Source organism: Methylobacterium sp. 37f, assembly GCF_023093475.1.
Taxonomy (GTDB): Bacteria; Pseudomonadota; Alphaproteobacteria; order Rhizobiales; family Beijerinckiaceae; genus Methylobacterium.
On record NZ_JAGHKN010000004.1, the window covers coordinates 47,228 to 62,432 of the forward strand.

Consider the following 15,205-nt stretch of genomic DNA (forward strand, 5'->3'; position numbering starts at 1 on the left):
CTCCTGGTGGTTTCTTTCCGACACAAGGTCTATAAAAGAGACCGCCCAGGCCCGTAAGACGGCAGGTTTTCGTGTCCAGGTTACCGCAGAGGAACCACCATGCCCGAAGGGTCGGATCTCGCCCGCAAGTTCGCGTCCTGGCAGGATCTCGGCTTCGACCCGGACCATTGCCCGGTCCGCGACGTGCTGAGCCATCTCGGCGACAAGTGGACGACGCTGATCATCGCCGCGCTGGCCGGTGGCACGCAGCGGTTCGGGGCGATCCATCGGGTGATTCCCGACATCTCGAAGCGGATGCTGACGCAGACCCTGCGCGACCTGGAGCGGGACGGGCTGGTGAGCCGTCGCGTGTTCCCGACCAGCCCGCCGAGCGTCGCATACAGCCTCACGCCGCTGGGCGGCTCGCTGCTCGATCCGCTCGGTATGCTGGTCGAGTGGGCGGAGCGGAACCACCCCGCCATCCGCGCGGCCCGGACGCGCTTCCGGGCCGATCCTTGAGCGATGGGGCGCTCAACCCTCGATGCGGGAGAAATCCGCCACTTCGCGCGTCGCCGCCCGCAGAGCATTGAGCAGGGCGAGGCGGTTCCGGCGCAGGTCCGCATCGTCGGCATTCACCGTGACGCGCTCGAAGAACGCGTCCACCGGCGCGCGCAGGGTCGAGAGCGCCTGCATGGCCCCGGCAAAATCCTCCGCCGCCACCGCCGCCGAGGCCTTTTCGCGGGCTACCGCCAGAGCCTTCGCCAGGGCGCGCTCCTCCGGCTCATCCGTGGCAGCCAGCGCCGCATCCGGGGCGGCGTCGTAGGTGCGACCGTCCTTCTTCTCCTCGATGCGGAGAATGTTGGCGGCGCGCTTGTAGCCGGCGAGCAGATTCTTGCCGTCATCGGTCTCCAGGAACGAGCCCAGCGCCTCGACGCGGCGCACCACCATGAGGAGGTCGTCCTGCCCGGGCAGGGCGAACACCGCATCGATCAGGTCGTGGCGGGCGCCCTTGTCGCGCAGGTAGACTTTGAGGCGGTCGGCGAAGAAGGCGAGGAGACTGGCAGCGTCCGCGTCGCTCTCGCTCAAGGCAGCGTCCGCCTCGATCCGCGGCGTACCGCCGTAGTTTCGCAAGCCATCGGCTGCCGCCTGGTATCCGTCGCGGGACAGGGACAGCTTGACGGTGTTCTCGATCAGCAGCCGGATCACGCCGAGCGCCGCGCGCCGGAGGGCATACGGGTCCTTACTGCCGGTCGGCTTCTCGTCGATCGACCAGAATCCCACCAGGGTGTCGAGTTTGTCCGCGAGCGCCACCGCGACCGCGACCGGATCGGTCGGAACCCGATCGGAAGGGCCGACCGGTTTGTAATGATCCTCGATTGCCCCCGCGACGCTCTCCGGTTCGCCCTGGAGCGCCGCGTATTTGCGCCCCATCAAGCCCTGAAGCTCGGGAAACTCGCCGACCATCTCGGTGACGAGGTCGGCCTTGGCGAGCGTCGCCGCGCGCTCGGCCAGATCCGGGTCGGCCCCGACCAGGGGCGCCAGTTCACGCGCCAGGGCGGCGATGCGCTGCACCCGCTCCCCCTGCGTGCCGAGCTTCTCGTGAAACACGATGCTGTCGAGCTTGGGCAGGCGGTCGTCCAGCCGGATCGCCTTGTCGGTCTCCCAGAAGAACTTGGCGTCCGACAGGCGCGCCCGCACCACGCGCTCGTTGCCGGCCGTGATGGCGAGGCCGCCATCGCTGGCGACGAGGTTCGATGTCAGGATGAAGGCTGGCGCGAGGGTGACGGTGCCGGCCCGGCGCAGGACGAAGCACTTCTGGTTGGCCCGGATGGTGGCCCGGATCGCCTCGGCCGGGATGTCCAGGAAGGTCTCGTCGAACGAGCCCATCAGCACCACGGGCCATTCGACCAGACCGGCGACCTCCTCCAGCAGGCCCTCGTCCTCCACGAGTTCGAGGCCGCGCGCAAAGGCGAGGTCGCGGGCATCGTGCAGGATGATGTCCTTGCGGCGCTCCACGTCGAGCACGACCTTGGCGCGCTCCAGGGCTTGGACGTAGTCGTTGAAGCGCCGGACTTCGATCGCCTCGGGCGCGAGGAAGCGGTGGCCGTAGGTGGTGGTGCCGGCGACGATGCCGTCGACCGCGAACGGCACCACGTCCGGGGTCTCGGTCTCCGGCCCGAAGGTGGCCACGATGGATTGCAGTGGCCGCACCCAGCGCAGGGCGCCCGCCTGCGCCGAGGCCTTGCCCCAGCGCATGGATTTCGGCCACGGGAAGCTGCGGATGATCTGCGGCAGGATCTCGGCCAGGACGTCGAGGGTCTCGCGGCCCGGCCGCTCGATCACCGCCACGTAGAACTCGCCCTTCTTGGGGTCGGTCACGATGGTGGCCTGGTCGAGGCTCGCCAGCCCCGCGTTCTTGAGGAAGCCCTGGACCGCTCCCTCCGGCGCGCCGACCCGGGGGCCCTTGCGCTCCTCGCGCACGTCCTGCCCGCGCGGCGGCAGGCCGGCCACGTGCAGCGCCAGCCGGCGCGGCGTCGCGAAGGCCTTGGCGCCCTCGTAGAGGAAGCCGCGCTCGACCAGAGCGTCGGTGACGAGCTTCCGCAGATCGTCGGCCGCGCGCCGCTGCATGCGGGCGGGAATCTCTTCGGAGCGGAGTTCGAGGAGGAGGTCGGGCATGGAATCAGGTCGCGTCCGAAATGATGTTCAGGATGTCGTTAGCGCGGAAGTACCTCGGATGGGACGTGCCTTCCACCGGCTCGACGATGCCGGCCTCCTCGACGATCCCGAGATTTTTCTGGGCGGACACGTAGGTCGTGCCCAGGCGTTCCTGAAGCTGAGGAATCGAGACGATCGGATGCTGGAAAAGATGGTCGACGATGGCAAGGGGTAATGACGACCGGCCCGCCCCGGACAGTCTTGCGCGGTAAGCGGCCTGCAGCGCGAGCAGCCGGTCCGCCACCGCGATGGTCTCGATGCAGGAATCGCGCACGACGCGGAGGAAGAATGCAATCCAACCGGCCCAATCGCCCCGACGCGAGACTTCGAACATGCGATCGATGTACTCGTCCTTATGCCGTTCCAGGTAGGGGCTGAGGTAGAGGAGTGGTTGCCGGATCGTGCCTCGCTCGAACAGGAAGAGCGGGATCAGGATGCGCCCGACGCGGCCGTTGCCGTCCGGGAAGGGGTGAATCGTCTCGAATTGGTAGTGGATGAGCGCCGCATCGATGAGCGGTGGCATCGCAGCCCGGTCCTCGCGTTGGATGTACGACTCCAGCGCATGCATGCGCTCACGCGCCTGCTGCGGCGGCGGCGGGATGTAGCGGGCTCCCTGGATGGATCGGGAGCCGATCCAGTTCTGCTGGTCTCGGAACTCGCCCGCCTTCGCGTATCCTCCCCGTCCACGACCGAGACCGCCCAGGAGCGTCGCATGGGCGTCGCGAATCGTTCGGAGGCAGAGTGGCAGACGATTGAGGCTGTCGATCGCTTCGCGAAGCGCGCGGGCATAGTTGCGCACTTCCCGGGCTTCGGCCGTCGTCGAAGGCTGGTCGAGCCCGGCATCGAGCAGGAGCAGTTCCGCGGCGGTGGTGAAGGTGCCTTCCATGCTCGAGGAGGTGAGAGCCTCCTTGGCCTGCAACGGAGCGATCAGAAGATATGGGTTCGGTAGTGTCCGCCCGATGCCGTTGAGTTCGCCGAGAGCCAGCGTCGCCTCTGCGAAGGACTGAATGATGACATTGTTGTCGAGGGCTGGTGGCAGATCGGCGGGATCGAATGCCCATTGCCCCGCGAGCGTCGGGACGAGCACCCCCGTCGGCGATAGCGCAAGAAGCGACTTCTTCATGAAAGGAGAAATCCAGCGCTGAGTTTTATAGGAAACCGCGACTTCCTATAAAAGCTCGATCGACTTTTCAACGCAAGTCAAACAGCCCCGCCGCCCGCCGTGCGCAGGTACGCCGCCCCGCAGGCCTTCGCGAGTTCGCGCACCCGGAGGATGTAGCTCTGACGCTCGGTCACCGAGATGACGCCGCGGGCGTCGAGCAGATTGAAGACGTGGCTCGCCTTGATGCACTGGTCGTAAGCCGGCTGAGCCATCCGATGGCGATCGGACTCGCCCGTGGGTGCTCCCGCGTCGAGGTAGGTCCGGCAGGCTTTTTCCGCGTCGGTGAACTGGCGGAACAGCATCGCGGTGTCGGCCGCCTCGAAGTTGTGGCGCGAATATTCCTGCTCGGATTGCAGGAAGACGTCGCCGTAGGAGACGCGCTCGTCGCCCGTGCCGCCGTTGAAATTCAGGTCGTAGACGTTCTCGACGCCCTGGACGTACATCGCAAGGCGCTCGAGCCCGTAGGTCAACTCGCCGGCGACCGGCGCGCATTCGATGCCGGCGACCTGCTGGAAGTAGGTGAACTGGCTCACCTCCATGCCGTCGCACCAGCATTCCCACCCGAGCCCCCAGGCGCCCAGCGTCGGGCTTTCCCAATCGTCCTCGACGAAGCGGATGTCGTGGAGCTTCATGTCGACGCCGATGGCATCGAGGGAGGCGAGGTAGAGTTCCTGCAGGTTCGGCGGATTCGGCTTCAGGATGACCTGGAACTGGTAATAGTGCTGCAGCCGGTTGGGATTCTCGCCGTAGCGCCCGTCCTTGGGCCGGCGCGAGGGCTGCACGTAGGCGGCCTTCCACGGCTTCGGTCCCAGCGCCCGTAAGGTGGTGGCCGGATGGAAGGTGCCGGCGCCCACCTCCATGTCGTAGGGCTGCAGGATGACGCAGCCCTGCGCCGCCCAGAACCGCTGAAGCGTCAGGATCAGGCCCTGGAACGAGGTCTGGGGCGCGAGATCGACGGCGCTCGACAGGGGATTGGCGCTCGACATGGGTCTTCCGGTCCGTGGAGGGACGGCCAGCGTTTAAGAGGCCGGTCCGGGGTGTCAAGCGACGGCGCCGCGCAGGCCCGTTTACCACGCGGGTGTGGCGGCACACACATTTCGGCCACGATTCGACATAGCGGTGGAACGGTCTCGCTTGCTGCCAAGTTTATCCGGCAATCAAGGGGTTTTCGCCGCCTCCCGGGCGGACGACAATTTGGATCTTCGCGCCATGCGCTCGTCTTTCACAGTGTTCGCCGCCCTCGTTGCAGCTTCCCTCGTCGCGACCCCGCTGGTCATCACGGCGTCGAACGCGCTCGCGACCGCCGAATATTCGGATGCGGTGACGATGCCGGCTGCCGTGACTCCGATCGAGGTGGCGGCCGTACCGGCACCGGTCCTGGCTGAGACCTGCGCCCGGAAGGTTCGGGTCGTCTATGCCGGCTACGGCAACGACGCCTGCAAGCGCTGAACCGCGGCGTCTCGCAGCGACACGCTACAAGCCATAGCGGGCGAAGGCGGCGCGATCCTCGATCGCCGCCATCACCTCGCCCGCGACGCTGCTACCCGGTGCCGAGCGGCGCAGCAGCCGCGCGATCAGCGACCCCTTCTTGTCGGCGATGAAAACCAGTTCGACCGTATCGCCGTAGCGCGCCCGAAGCGTCGAGCGGGCATCGCCGAGCCCATCCACCAATCCGAGCGGCACGGCCTGCTGGCCGGTCCAGACCGCGCCGGTGAAGAGATTCTCGCCCTGCGCCGCCAATTTCGGGCGCCGTGCGCTCACCAGCGCGGTGAAGAGCGCCTGCACGTCGGCCTGGATGACCTTGAGGCGCGCGACGTCGGCGGGGTCTTCCGGGCGGAACGGGTCGAGCATCCCCTTGGCTTCGCCCTGCGTGTGAACCCGACGGTCGACGCCGATGCGCTCGATCAGGCGGTCGAACCCGAACCCCGCCGAGACGACGCCGATCGATCCGACGAGGGACATCGGATCGGCGATGATCTCGTCGGCGGCGCAGGCGATCATGTAGCCGCCCGAGGCCGCCACATCCTCCACGAAGGCGAGGACGGGAAGCTTCTTCTCGGTCGCCAGGGCGCGGATGCGCTGGTGGATCAGGTGGGACTGGGCCGGTGCGCCGCCGGGCGAATTGATAACGAGGGCGACCGCCGAGATGCCGGGTGTCGTGAAGGCGCGCTCCAGGCTGCTGGCCAGACCGCCGATCGAGAGCCCGGCTTGGAACGGCGACACGGCTCCGATCGCTCCGCTGAGCCGCAGGACGGCAACGCGCGGGACGTTTCGGCGCCAACGGCGCGGCAGGAGCGCGCGCAGGGGACCCGGCAGGGAAATCGGCATGGTGCAGCGACTCGAGGTTGCTTGAAACGCGGACCGGCGCGACCGCGCTGCCCGGGGGAGGGCGACTGGGCCGTCCCGGAGCCTGAACTGGGGCGAGCCGAACCGTTTTGCCAGCCTCGCTGTCGTCGCCCCCGATTCAGGGCGTGTCAGAGGTCTGGCCGATCCAGCCTCGGCCGGCATTGAGCCGCTCGGCCACCTCCGTGAACCGACCGGCTTCGTCCTGCAGGATGAGCGCCGGCAGGAGCCCGAAGGGCCCCCGGCTGCCCTTGACGGCACTGACGAGGATGCGGATCGCCGGGCGGTCGGGTCTTGCCTGCACCGGCCGGACGGTCACGGCGCCGAAACGCCCCTTCAGGGCGTCGAGGCAGGCGGGCAGGGCGTCGGCCCGGTGGATCAGGCCGAGACGCCCGTGCGGGCTCAGCAGGTCGGCACAGGTGCGGAACCAGCCGTCGAGTCCGCCTTCGGGGTCGGCCATGCCATAGCCATGCGCGCTGGCCTTGGCCGTCACCGGCGAGGCGCGGTAACGGCCGGGCTCGAAGAACGGAGGGTTGGTCAGGACGAGGCCGGCGACGCCGGAGGCGAGCCCGGCGGCGCGGCGCTGGGCGCCCGTTGCCAGGACATCCGCAACGATCACCGTGGTCCGGTCGCCGAGTCCATTCGCGTCCGCGTTGATCCGGGCCAGCCCGGCGAGTTCGGGCTCGCGCTCGACCAGGACCACCCGGGCGTCGGGATGGCGCAGGGCGACGGCGAGGCCGACCGCCCCGGTGGAGGCCCCGACATCGCAGACGATGGTGCCCGGTTCCGGCACCATCAGGCTCGCCAGCAGCACCGCATCGGTGCCGGCCCGGTGTCCGCCGCGCGGAGGCTGATGCAGCCGGAGGCGGCCGCCGAGCCAGAGATCGGGCGGGGCAAGCGTCAGGGGATTAGGCATCCCGAAGCTCATGGGCGAGACCCGCATCGGTGAGCAGGCGCCGCGCCTGGCGGGCATGGTCGTGCGGCACCAGGAGCCGCCGGGCGAAAGCGCCGATCGAGCCTTCCAGCAGGCTCATATGCTGGTCGGCCACGAGGACCGGGATCGACGCGCCCTCCAGAAGCAACTGGGCGAAGCCGATGAGAACGATGTCGTTGCTGCGGATCAGTTCGGTCATGCATCGTCATCCGGGGCGACATCATGGGCGCAGCTTGTCGCTGTAGCTTGCGGCATGGTGCGTGTTGCAGCGCCATCGGGCGCATGCGATGGGGTGTCACAGACGCGATCGATTGGATCGCGCCGCGTTGGCGTAGGGAAGCGGGAGGTCTCGAGGTCTTGGGCGTCGTAGTTCCGATCGATGAGAGCAGCCCCGACCCGGAGGCGAGCCTGGCCGACCTGGTCTCCCTGGTGTCGAGCGGCATGGAGCGCGTCAACGCGACCATCCTGTCACGGACCGGGTCCGACGTGCAGATGATTCCGGAAGTTGCCAACCACCTCATTTCGTCGGGCGGCAAGCGTTTGCGTCCGATCCTCACCCTGGCGACCGCCGACCTCTGCCACTATGCCGGGGACGGCGCCGTGAAGCTCGCCGCCAGCGTCGAGTTCATGCACACCGCCACGCTGCTGCATGACGACGTGGTCGACGGCAGCGACATGCGGCGCGGCAAGGTCGCGGCCCGCATCAAGTGGGGCAACGAGGCGAGCGTCCTGGTCGGCGATTTCCTCCTCGGACAGGCCTTCCGCATGATGGTCGAGGTCGGCTCCCTCAAGGCCCTCGACATCCTGTCGGCAGCAGCCACCATCATCGCCGAGGGCGAGGTGATGCAGCTGACCGCCGCGAAGAATACCGAGACGAGCGAGGACGAGTACCTCGCGGTGATCAGCGCCAAGACGGCCGAACTGTTCGCCGCCGCCTGCGAGGTCGGACCGGTGCTCGCCTCCCGCGCCGAAGCGGAGCAGGCGGCCTGCCGTGCCTACGGCATGAATCTCGGCATCGCCTTCCAGCTCATCGACGACGTGCTCGATTACGGCGGCACCAGCGACACCCTCGGCAAGAACGTCGGCGACGATTTTCGCGAAGGCAAGATCACCCTGCCGATCGTGCTGGCGGTCCGGCGCGCCACCGTCTCCGAGCGCAGCTTCTGGAAGCGCACGCTGGAACTCGGCGAGGTGGCCGATGCCGACCTGGAGACCGCCCGCACCATTCTCCGGCGACACGGCGCCCTGGAGGAGACGATGGCGCGCGCGCGCCTCTACGGGGATCGGGCGCGCGATGCCCTGAAGCCGTTCCCGCCGAGCCCGATGAAGCACGCGCTCCTCCAGGTCGTGGATTTCTGCATCGCGCGGGCTCACTGAGCCTTCGCCGTGGGCGCAGGCCCCTGGGCTTTCAGGCCGCGACGTGATCCGGGACGGGAGGCGCGCTGAGGATCGGATTGCGTCCGCTCCGGCTCTCCGTGGTTTCCATCGGGGACGGGGCGATCACGATTCGGCCGGCAGCGTCGGTCCATTGGGCCAGCAATTCGTCCGTGATGCCCTTGTCCTGCGGTTTCCCGAACAGATAGCCCTGTCCGTAGGTGCAGCCCTGGCCGGCGAGCCAGTCGACGCTCGACCCGGTCTCGATGCCCTCGGCGGTGGTCAGGAGACCGAGGCTGGAGCCGAGGGCGATGATCGCGTCGACGAGCTTCGCCCGCTCGCTGCTGAGCCGCATCGCCTCCACGTAGCTGCGGTCGATCTTGAGCTTGTCGAAGCGCAGCTCGCGCAGATGATAGAGGCTGGAATAGCCGGTCCCGAAATCATCGAGGGCGACGCGGATTCCGAAGGCCTGGAGTGACGTCAAAGCAGTCCGCGCCGCCTCCAGGTCATTGACCAGGGCGGTCTCGGTGATTTCGATTTCGAGGCGGTACGGAGCGAAACCGGTCTCGGTCAGGATCGCCAGGATGCGCTCGGGTAGGCGTGGGTCCCGCAGCTGGATCGGCGAGATATTGACCGCGAGCTGCAGGTGAGCGGGCCATTGGCGCGCATCCGCGCAGGCCTTGCGCATCAGCCCCCAGGTCAGTTCGGCGATCTGGTCGGTTTCCTCGGCCAGGGTGATGAAGGCGTCGGGTCCGAGAATTCCGTGCTGCGGGTGGTTCCAGCGCGCCAACACCTCGAAGCCGATCAGGTCTCGGCCGGGCAGCGAGACCACCGGCTGGTAGAACGGCTCGATTTCCCCGCGTTCGATTCCGACCCGCAGTTCGCCCTCCAGGCGTGCCCGCGCCTTGAGGGCGTGGCCCATGTCGAGGTGGAAGAACCGGAAGGTGGCGCGGCCGTCGCGTTTGCCCTGATCCATCGCGACGTCGGCGGAATGCAGCAGGGCTTCCGCGCTTCGGCATTCCTCCGTCGCCGTCGTGATCCCGACGGTGGCGCCGATCTCCAGATGCCCCTGTTCCCAGGCGATCGGTTGCGAGATCGAAGCGATGATCCCTTGCGCCAGGCGCGCCAGAACCTCCAGATCGTCACCGGGATCGACCAGGAGGGCGAATTCGTCGCCGCCGAGACGGGCGAGGAAACCCTGGGCGGGCCGCAGAAGGCGGAGCCGGTCGGCCACCACGCACAGGGCGGCATCGCCGGCGGCATGGCCGTGGAGGTCGTTGACCGGCTTGAAGCGATCGAGGTCGATCAGCATCACGGCGATGCGCGGAACGCCCGCCGCATCCGAACTGCCCTGAATGCGGGCCTCAAGGGTTTCGCGGAACAGGCGCCGGTTGGCGAGCCCGGTCAGCGCGTCATGGCGCGCCACCGATTCGGCCTGCGCCTCGGCGCCGTCGCGATCCCGCATGGCCCGGCGCAGTTTCAGCGATTTGCGCACGCTCGCCGCGACAAGGCCCAGGCTCATGCACAGCGACAGCATCAGGAGGTCCTGAAGCTCGTAGGTCCGGGTCGCTTCGCCGAGGAAAGTGAAGAAACCGAGTCGCGTTCCGAGAAGCCAGACGCAGGTTCCGATCATCATGAGACAGAGGAGCTCGCGAAGCTCCCCTTCCCCCCATGACTTATGACCGTGATCGGGCATCGACCGCTCCTTGCGCGCGGCGATCCTGCGGAGACAAGTCTTGCTTAGGCGTAAAGTTTACAGAGGAAGTCCGCCGAAACGGACGCAAATACGCTGGCTCACGCCGATGCCTGGGGCCTTATCGCAGAAAGGCCGCGCTGACCCACCAGTTCGGTTGTGCCGCCGACAGGTGCCGGGCCGCCCGCGCCGCGTCGGAGCGATGATCGAACAGCGCGAAGACCGTGGCGCCCGACCCCGACATGCGGGCGAGCCGGCATCCGGGTTCCTGGCGCAAGGCGGCCAACGCCACGTCGATGACGGGAGCGAGGGTCCGGGCCGGTGCCTCCAGGTCGTTGCGGGCGGGGCCGATTGCCTCGAGCAGGCCTGAGCGGGACAGGCGAGCCGCGATGACCGGATGTGCATCGGTGCCGTAGCGCTCGCCCACCGCGAGGCCGAGCGCCCGGAAGATCGGTGCGGTCTCGACCGGAACGCCCGGATTGACCAGCACTGCGGGAATGGGGGTGAGGTCGAGGGCCGGGCCGATCGATTCGCCCGCCCCTCGCATCATCCGGGCGCGCGGCATCAGGCAGACGGGAACGTCGGCACCGGTGGTGCGCGCGGCGGCGATCAGGTCGGGATGATCGGGCGCGAGATCGTTCCAGCGGCCGAGGAGGCGCAGGGCCGCCGCCGCGTCGGAGGAGCCGCCGCCGATGCCGGCAGCCACCGGAAGGCGCTTGACCAGGTGGAAGGCCCCGTGGCGAAGGCCGGGGCGCAGGCGCGCCAGATTGCGGGTCGCCTTGATGACGAGGTTGTCGTCGAGAGGGCCGGCAGGGCCAGCGGTCGGCCCGGTGACCGTCAGGGTCAGGTCGGGGCCGGGCTCCAGGGTCAGGGTGTCGCCGGCGCCCGTGAAGGCCACCAGACTCTCCAGCTCGTGATAGCCGTCGCCGGCCCTCCGGCCGAGGACGTGGAGCGTCAGGTTGATCTTCGCCGGAGCGCGGGTGACGAGGAGGGACACGGCGCCTCGGAGCTTGAGCGTGGAACGGGTGCGGGGCCGGTCTGGCCTCGCAACCCGCGCCGCGTCAAGCGTCCCGTGTCAGCCGCCGCTCTTCTTGTCGGCAGCGCCCGGAGGCTCGCTCGGGGCCGGGGCGCCCTTCGGCAGTTCCGGGTTCACCTTGCCCTCGGGCGGGTTCTCGGCCGTGGCCGCCGGCTTCTCCAGCTCGGGCAGCCCGTCCTTGAGCTTGGCGTTGATCTTCTCGAGTTCGTCCGGCTCGGGGTTCAGGTCCTTGGCATGCTGCCACTGGAACTTGCCCTCCAGGCGGCGCCCGGCACGCCAATAGGCGTCGCCCAGGTGATCGTTGATGGTGGGATCGCCGGGCTTCAGCTCGATCGCCTTCTCCAGCTCGCGCACGGCATCGTCCCAACGGCCGAGGCGGAAATAGGCCCAGCCCAGGCTGTCGATGATCATGCCGTCGCGCGGAGCCGCATCGACGGCCTGCTTCAGCATCGTGAAGGCCTCGTCGATGTTCAAGTTCTGGTCGACCCAGGAATAGGCCAGATAGTTCAGCACCTGCGCCCGGGCGCCGGGCTGGCTGGCCGGCACGAGTTCCAGCGCCTTCTTCAGGTCGGCCTCGGCCTTCGGCCATTGCTTGGCCCGCTCGTAGGCGGTGCCGCGGAAGTAGAAGGTCGTCCAGTAATTCGAGGCCGGGCGGTCGCCGATCAGCGCGATGGCGCGGCTGTAGGTCTCCGCGGCCTCCTCGTACTTCTTGCGCGAGCGCTGGACATTGCCGAGGGCCGTGATGACCTCGATGTCGTCCGGATGCGCCTTCATGGCGGCATCGAGGTGGGCGATGGCCTCCTCGCCCTTGCCCATCTGCTCGAGGTTCAGGCCGACCTGCACGTCGGCATTGAGGCGGAGCGGCGAGGTGGTGGGGATCTGCGCGTAGGCTTCGTTCGCCCGGTCGGTTTGCTTCATGCGGTCGAGAAGGTCGGCCAGGGTCAGGCGGGCCAGCGCGTGCTCCGGGGCGAGGTAGAGGGCGAGGCGCAGGTAGACCACCGCCGGCAGCTCGTCGCCCTGCGTCGAACCCGCCGAACCGAGCCCGTACAGCACCTCTCCGGCGCCCTCCTGCGCGGTGTTGACCAGGCGGTTGAGGGGCTTGCCCTCCTTCAGCTTGGTCAGGGCATCGCGCACGATCGGGTGGCGCGGCAGCAGCTTGTCGAACTCGGTATAGGCCTGGATCGCCAGATCGGTGCGGCCGGCCTGCGCCTCGAAGCGCGCATAGGCATCGACGATGCGCAGGGTGTTGCGGTCGGCGTCGTAGGCGGCCTTGAGCCGGCGCTCGGCCTCGGCCTGATCCCCCACGAGGCTGGCGATCAGCCCGGCGTGGAAGTCCCGGAAGGTGTTGTAGTAGCGCTCGCCCTTGAGTTTGTTGATGGTGTCCAGCGCGCGCTTGCCGTCATTGGCCCCGGCATAGGCCCAGGCGGTCAGCAGCGTGCCGGTCAGGTCGGCGGCGGCACCCCGGCCGCTACGGGCGAAGTTCTGGCGGGCCTGGGCGAACTGCCCGGCCTTGATCTGACGGACACCGAGGGCGAGCTGGGCGAGGCCGTTCGAGCCGTCGCGGCTGGTCAGGCGTTCGGCCGCCCGGAACGCGTCCGGCAGGGACCCGTCGGCGAGCAGGGACACGAAGGCGCGCTCCAGCAGCTCGGCGTTGCGCGGGTCGGCCTTCACCGCCTCGCGGTAGTAGCTCGCGGCGGCGGCCGTGTCCTTGGAAGCGCCGGCGATGTAGGCCGAGAGGAAGTTGCCTTCGAGCGATTCGGCGGGCTCGTACTCGGAGATCGGCGCGGATTCGCGCGGTTGGGCCGCGTAGGCGGCGGGCGAGACCGCGAGGCCGATCGCGAGAGCCGAGAGAACCCGGCGACCCGTCCGGGTGGTTTTGGCGTTTCCGTTCATGGGCACCGATCACGGCTCCTGCGCACCGGCCGCGTCGGCGGCCGCGCTCGATTGCGGCGGGACACTGGACTCTTAGCGCCATCCTCGCAAGGCGTGAGCAAGGCAGCAGGATGGCGCGCGGCGGGATCGGGCCCCGCCGCGCGAAGCCGTGACGGGGTGGGTTTCCGCAGGGCGGACGCGCGATCACATGTTCGGATAGTTCGGTCCGCCCGGTCCCTCCGGCGTCTCCCAGTTGATGTTCTGGTTGGGATCCTTGATGTCGCACGTCTTGCAGTGGACGCAGTTCTGGGCGTTGATCTGGTAGCGGACGCCGTCGCTGGCTCCCGCATCCGCGACCCACTCATAGACGCCGGCCGGGCAATAGCGCGCCGATGGACCGCCATAGACGTCGTGCTCCGACGCCTTCTGCAATTCGAGGTTGCGAACCTTGAGGTGGGCCGGCTGGTCCTCCTCGTGGTTGGTGTTCGACAGGTAGACCGAAGACAGGCGGTCGAAGGTCAGCTTGCCATCGGGCTTCGGGTAGACGATCGGCTTGACCTCACTGAGAGGCTTCAGCGTGGCGTGATCCGGCTTGCCGTGCTTGAGCGTCCCGAAGGGCGAGGCATCCAGGATGGTGTTCGACCACATGTCGAGACCGCCGAGGCCGACGCCGATCAGGGTGCCGTATTTCGACCAGAGCGGCTTGACGTTGCGCACGCGCTTCAGGTCCTGGCCGATGGCGCTGTCGCGCCAGCCGTGCTCGTAGGTGCTGAGCTCGTCGCCCTGGCGCCCGGATTCCAGCGCTTGCGCCAGGGCTTCGGCCGCCTGCATGCCGGACAGGACCGCGTTGTGCGAGCCCTTGATGCGCGGCACGTTGACGAAGCCGGCGGAGTCGCCGACGAGGCAGCCGCCCGGGAAGACGAGCTTCGGCACCGATTGCCAGCCGCCCTCCATGATGGCGCGGGCGCCGTAGCCGATGCGCTTGGCCCCCTCGAAGGTCTCGCGGATCATCGGGTGGGTCTTGAAGCGCTGGAACTCGTCGAACGGCGACAGGGTCGGGTTCTCGTAGTTCAGGTGCGTGACGAAGCCGACCGAGAGCAGGCCGTCGTCGAAATGATAGAGCCAGGAGCCGCCGCCGGCCTTGTTCGGCAGGGGCCACCCCATGGTGTGCTGGACGAGGCCGGACTGGAACCTGTCGGGCGCCAGCTGCCACAGTTCCTTGACGCCCAGACCGTATTTCTGGTGGTCGCTGTGGGCGTTCAGCTTGAAGCGGTCGATGACGGTCTTGGTCAGGGAGCCGCGGGCCCCCTCGCCGAAGACCGTGTATTTGGCCCGCAATTCCATGCCGCGGGTATAGTCGTCGCGCGGTTCGCCGGACTTGCCGATGCCGAGGTCGCCGGTGGCGACACCCACCACGATCCCGGAATCGTCGTACAGAACCTCGGAGGCGGGAAAGCCCGGGTAGATCTCGACGCCGAGTTCCTCGGCCTTGGCACCGAGATACTTCGTCACGTTGGACAGCGACCCGACGAAGTTGCCGTGGTTCGACATCAGCTTGGGGAAGAACAGGTTCGGCATGGTGACGCCGCTGTTCTTGGTCAGGAACATGAACTCGTCACGCTCCACGGCCGTCTTCAGCGGGCGCGCGTCATCCGTGCGCCAGTCGGGCAGCAGGCTGTCGAGCCCGGAGGGATCGATCACCGCGCCCGACAGGATATGGGCGCCGACCTCGGACCCCTTCTCCACCACCACGATGCTGGCATCGGCGGAAAGCTGCTTGAGGCGGATGGCGGTCGCGAGTCCGGCCGGGCCGGCTCCCACGATCACCACGTCGAACTCCATCGCCTCGCGTTCGGGCAGCGCCATCCGTCATCCTCCTGTGAGGCCCTGCTGTGCCGCCGGGCCTTCGTATTGCGTTTCGCACGTCCGACCGTAGGACCGGACGCTCACGTGTCTGGCGATCACTCTCAACCCATTCCAACCTGAGAACGCAAGCGCCGCCAAGGTCCAGAGGGCGCCCGGTGACGATGTCGCGCGGGGCAAATGCCGGTGCGCAGCGTCGCATGCGCGGTTGTCCACAGCCGCGTGAGGCGCCAC

13 protein-coding genes are annotated in these 15,205 nt (G+C 68.2%); 3 read left to right on the forward strand and 10 right to left on the reverse strand.

All coding sequences use genetic code 11. The annotated features are described in order from the left end of the window. Nucleotides 1-99: 99 nt before the first annotated feature. The gene (locus J7U37_RS03985; protein ID WP_247634883.1) at nt 100-498 is read left to right on the forward strand and encodes a helix-turn-helix domain-containing protein; all 399 of its coding nucleotides are present in this window, start codon (nt 100-102) and stop codon (nt 496-498) included. 12 nt (nt 499-510) lie between these two features. Here J7U37_RS03985 and glyS read toward each other — a convergent pair whose 3' ends face one another. The 3 genes from glyS to J7U37_RS04000 all read right to left on the reverse strand — a co-directional run bounded on the left by glyS (nt 511) and on the right by J7U37_RS04000 (nt 4,842). Then, on the reverse strand, nt 511-2,655 hold the full coding sequence (glyS, locus tag J7U37_RS03990) for a glycine--tRNA ligase subunit beta (protein WP_247634884.1): 2,145 nt from the start codon (nt 2,653-2,655) through the stop codon (nt 511-513). A gap of 4 nt (nt 2,656-2,659) precedes the next feature. Further along, nucleotides 2,660-3,817: a Fic family protein gene (locus J7U37_RS03995; protein WP_247634885.1), complete on the reverse strand. Its 1,158-nt coding sequence runs from the start codon at nt 3,815-3,817 to the stop codon at nt 2,660-2,662. Nucleotides 3,818-3,894: 77 nt separating this feature from the next. Continuing rightward, entirely contained in the window at nt 3,895-4,842 is a 948-nt protein-coding gene (locus J7U37_RS04000; RefSeq protein WP_247634886.1) for a glycine--tRNA ligase subunit alpha, read from the reverse strand. 223 nt (nt 4,843-5,065) lie between these two features. Here J7U37_RS04000 and J7U37_RS04005 point away from each other — a divergent pair, with 223 nt between their 5' ends. Next, on the forward strand, nt 5,066-5,305 hold the full coding sequence (locus tag J7U37_RS04005; RefSeq protein ID WP_056189452.1) for a hypothetical protein: 240 nt from the start codon (nt 5,066-5,068) through the stop codon (nt 5,303-5,305). Between the two features lie 24 nt (nt 5,306-5,329). Here the strand turns inward: J7U37_RS04005 and J7U37_RS04010 are convergent, their stop codons facing one another. The 3 genes from J7U37_RS04010 to J7U37_RS04020 all read right to left on the reverse strand — a co-directional run bounded on the left by J7U37_RS04010 (nt 5,330) and on the right by J7U37_RS04020 (nt 7,332). Further along, nucleotides 5,330-6,184, reverse strand: coding sequence for a S49 family peptidase (locus tag J7U37_RS04010; protein ID WP_247634887.1), 855 nt, complete (start codon nt 6,182-6,184; stop codon nt 5,330-5,332). Between the two features lie 136 nt (nt 6,185-6,320). Continuing rightward, nucleotides 6,321-7,115, reverse strand: coding sequence for a methyltransferase (locus tag J7U37_RS04015; RefSeq protein ID WP_247634888.1), 795 nt, complete (start codon nt 7,113-7,115; stop codon nt 6,321-6,323). After that, entirely contained in the window at nt 7,108-7,332 is a 225-nt protein-coding gene (locus J7U37_RS04020; protein ID WP_247634889.1) for a DUF2007 domain-containing protein, read from the reverse strand. The genes J7U37_RS04015 and J7U37_RS04020 overlap by 8 nt, the downstream gene beginning before the upstream one ends. A 158-nt stretch (nt 7,333-7,490) precedes the next feature. Between J7U37_RS04020 and J7U37_RS04025 the strand changes: the two genes are divergently transcribed. Beyond that, on the forward strand, nt 7,491-8,510 hold the full coding sequence (locus tag J7U37_RS04025; RefSeq protein ID WP_056479070.1) for a polyprenyl synthetase family protein: 1,020 nt from the start codon (nt 7,491-7,493) through the stop codon (nt 8,508-8,510). Between the two features lie 31 nt (nt 8,511-8,541). Here J7U37_RS04025 and J7U37_RS04030 read toward each other — a convergent pair whose 3' ends face one another. The 4 genes from J7U37_RS04030 to J7U37_RS04045 all read right to left on the reverse strand — a co-directional run bounded on the left by J7U37_RS04030 (nt 8,542) and on the right by J7U37_RS04045 (nt 14,974). Beyond that, a complete protein-coding gene (locus tag J7U37_RS04030) occupies nt 8,542-10,143 on the reverse strand; it encodes an EAL domain-containing protein (protein ID WP_247634890.1) in 1,602 nt (533 codons plus the stop codon). 178 nt (nt 10,144-10,321) lie between these two features. Further along, the gene (locus J7U37_RS04035; protein WP_056189435.1) at nt 10,322-11,197 is read right to left on the reverse strand and encodes a 4-(cytidine 5'-diphospho)-2-C-methyl-D-erythritol kinase; all 876 of its coding nucleotides are present in this window, start codon (nt 11,195-11,197) and stop codon (nt 10,322-10,324) included. Between the two features lie 78 nt (nt 11,198-11,275). Then, nucleotides 11,276-13,129, reverse strand: a complete 1,854-nt coding sequence (locus J7U37_RS04040) for a tetratricopeptide repeat protein (protein WP_247634891.1) — start codon at nt 13,127-13,129, stop codon at nt 11,276-11,278. Nucleotides 13,130-13,312: 183 nt separating this feature from the next. Further along, the gene (locus tag J7U37_RS04045) at nt 13,313-14,974 is read right to left on the reverse strand and encodes an electron transfer flavoprotein-ubiquinone oxidoreductase (RefSeq protein ID WP_056189428.1); all 1,662 of its coding nucleotides are present in this window, start codon (nt 14,972-14,974) and stop codon (nt 13,313-13,315) included. Nucleotides 14,975-15,205 lie beyond the last annotated feature (231 nt).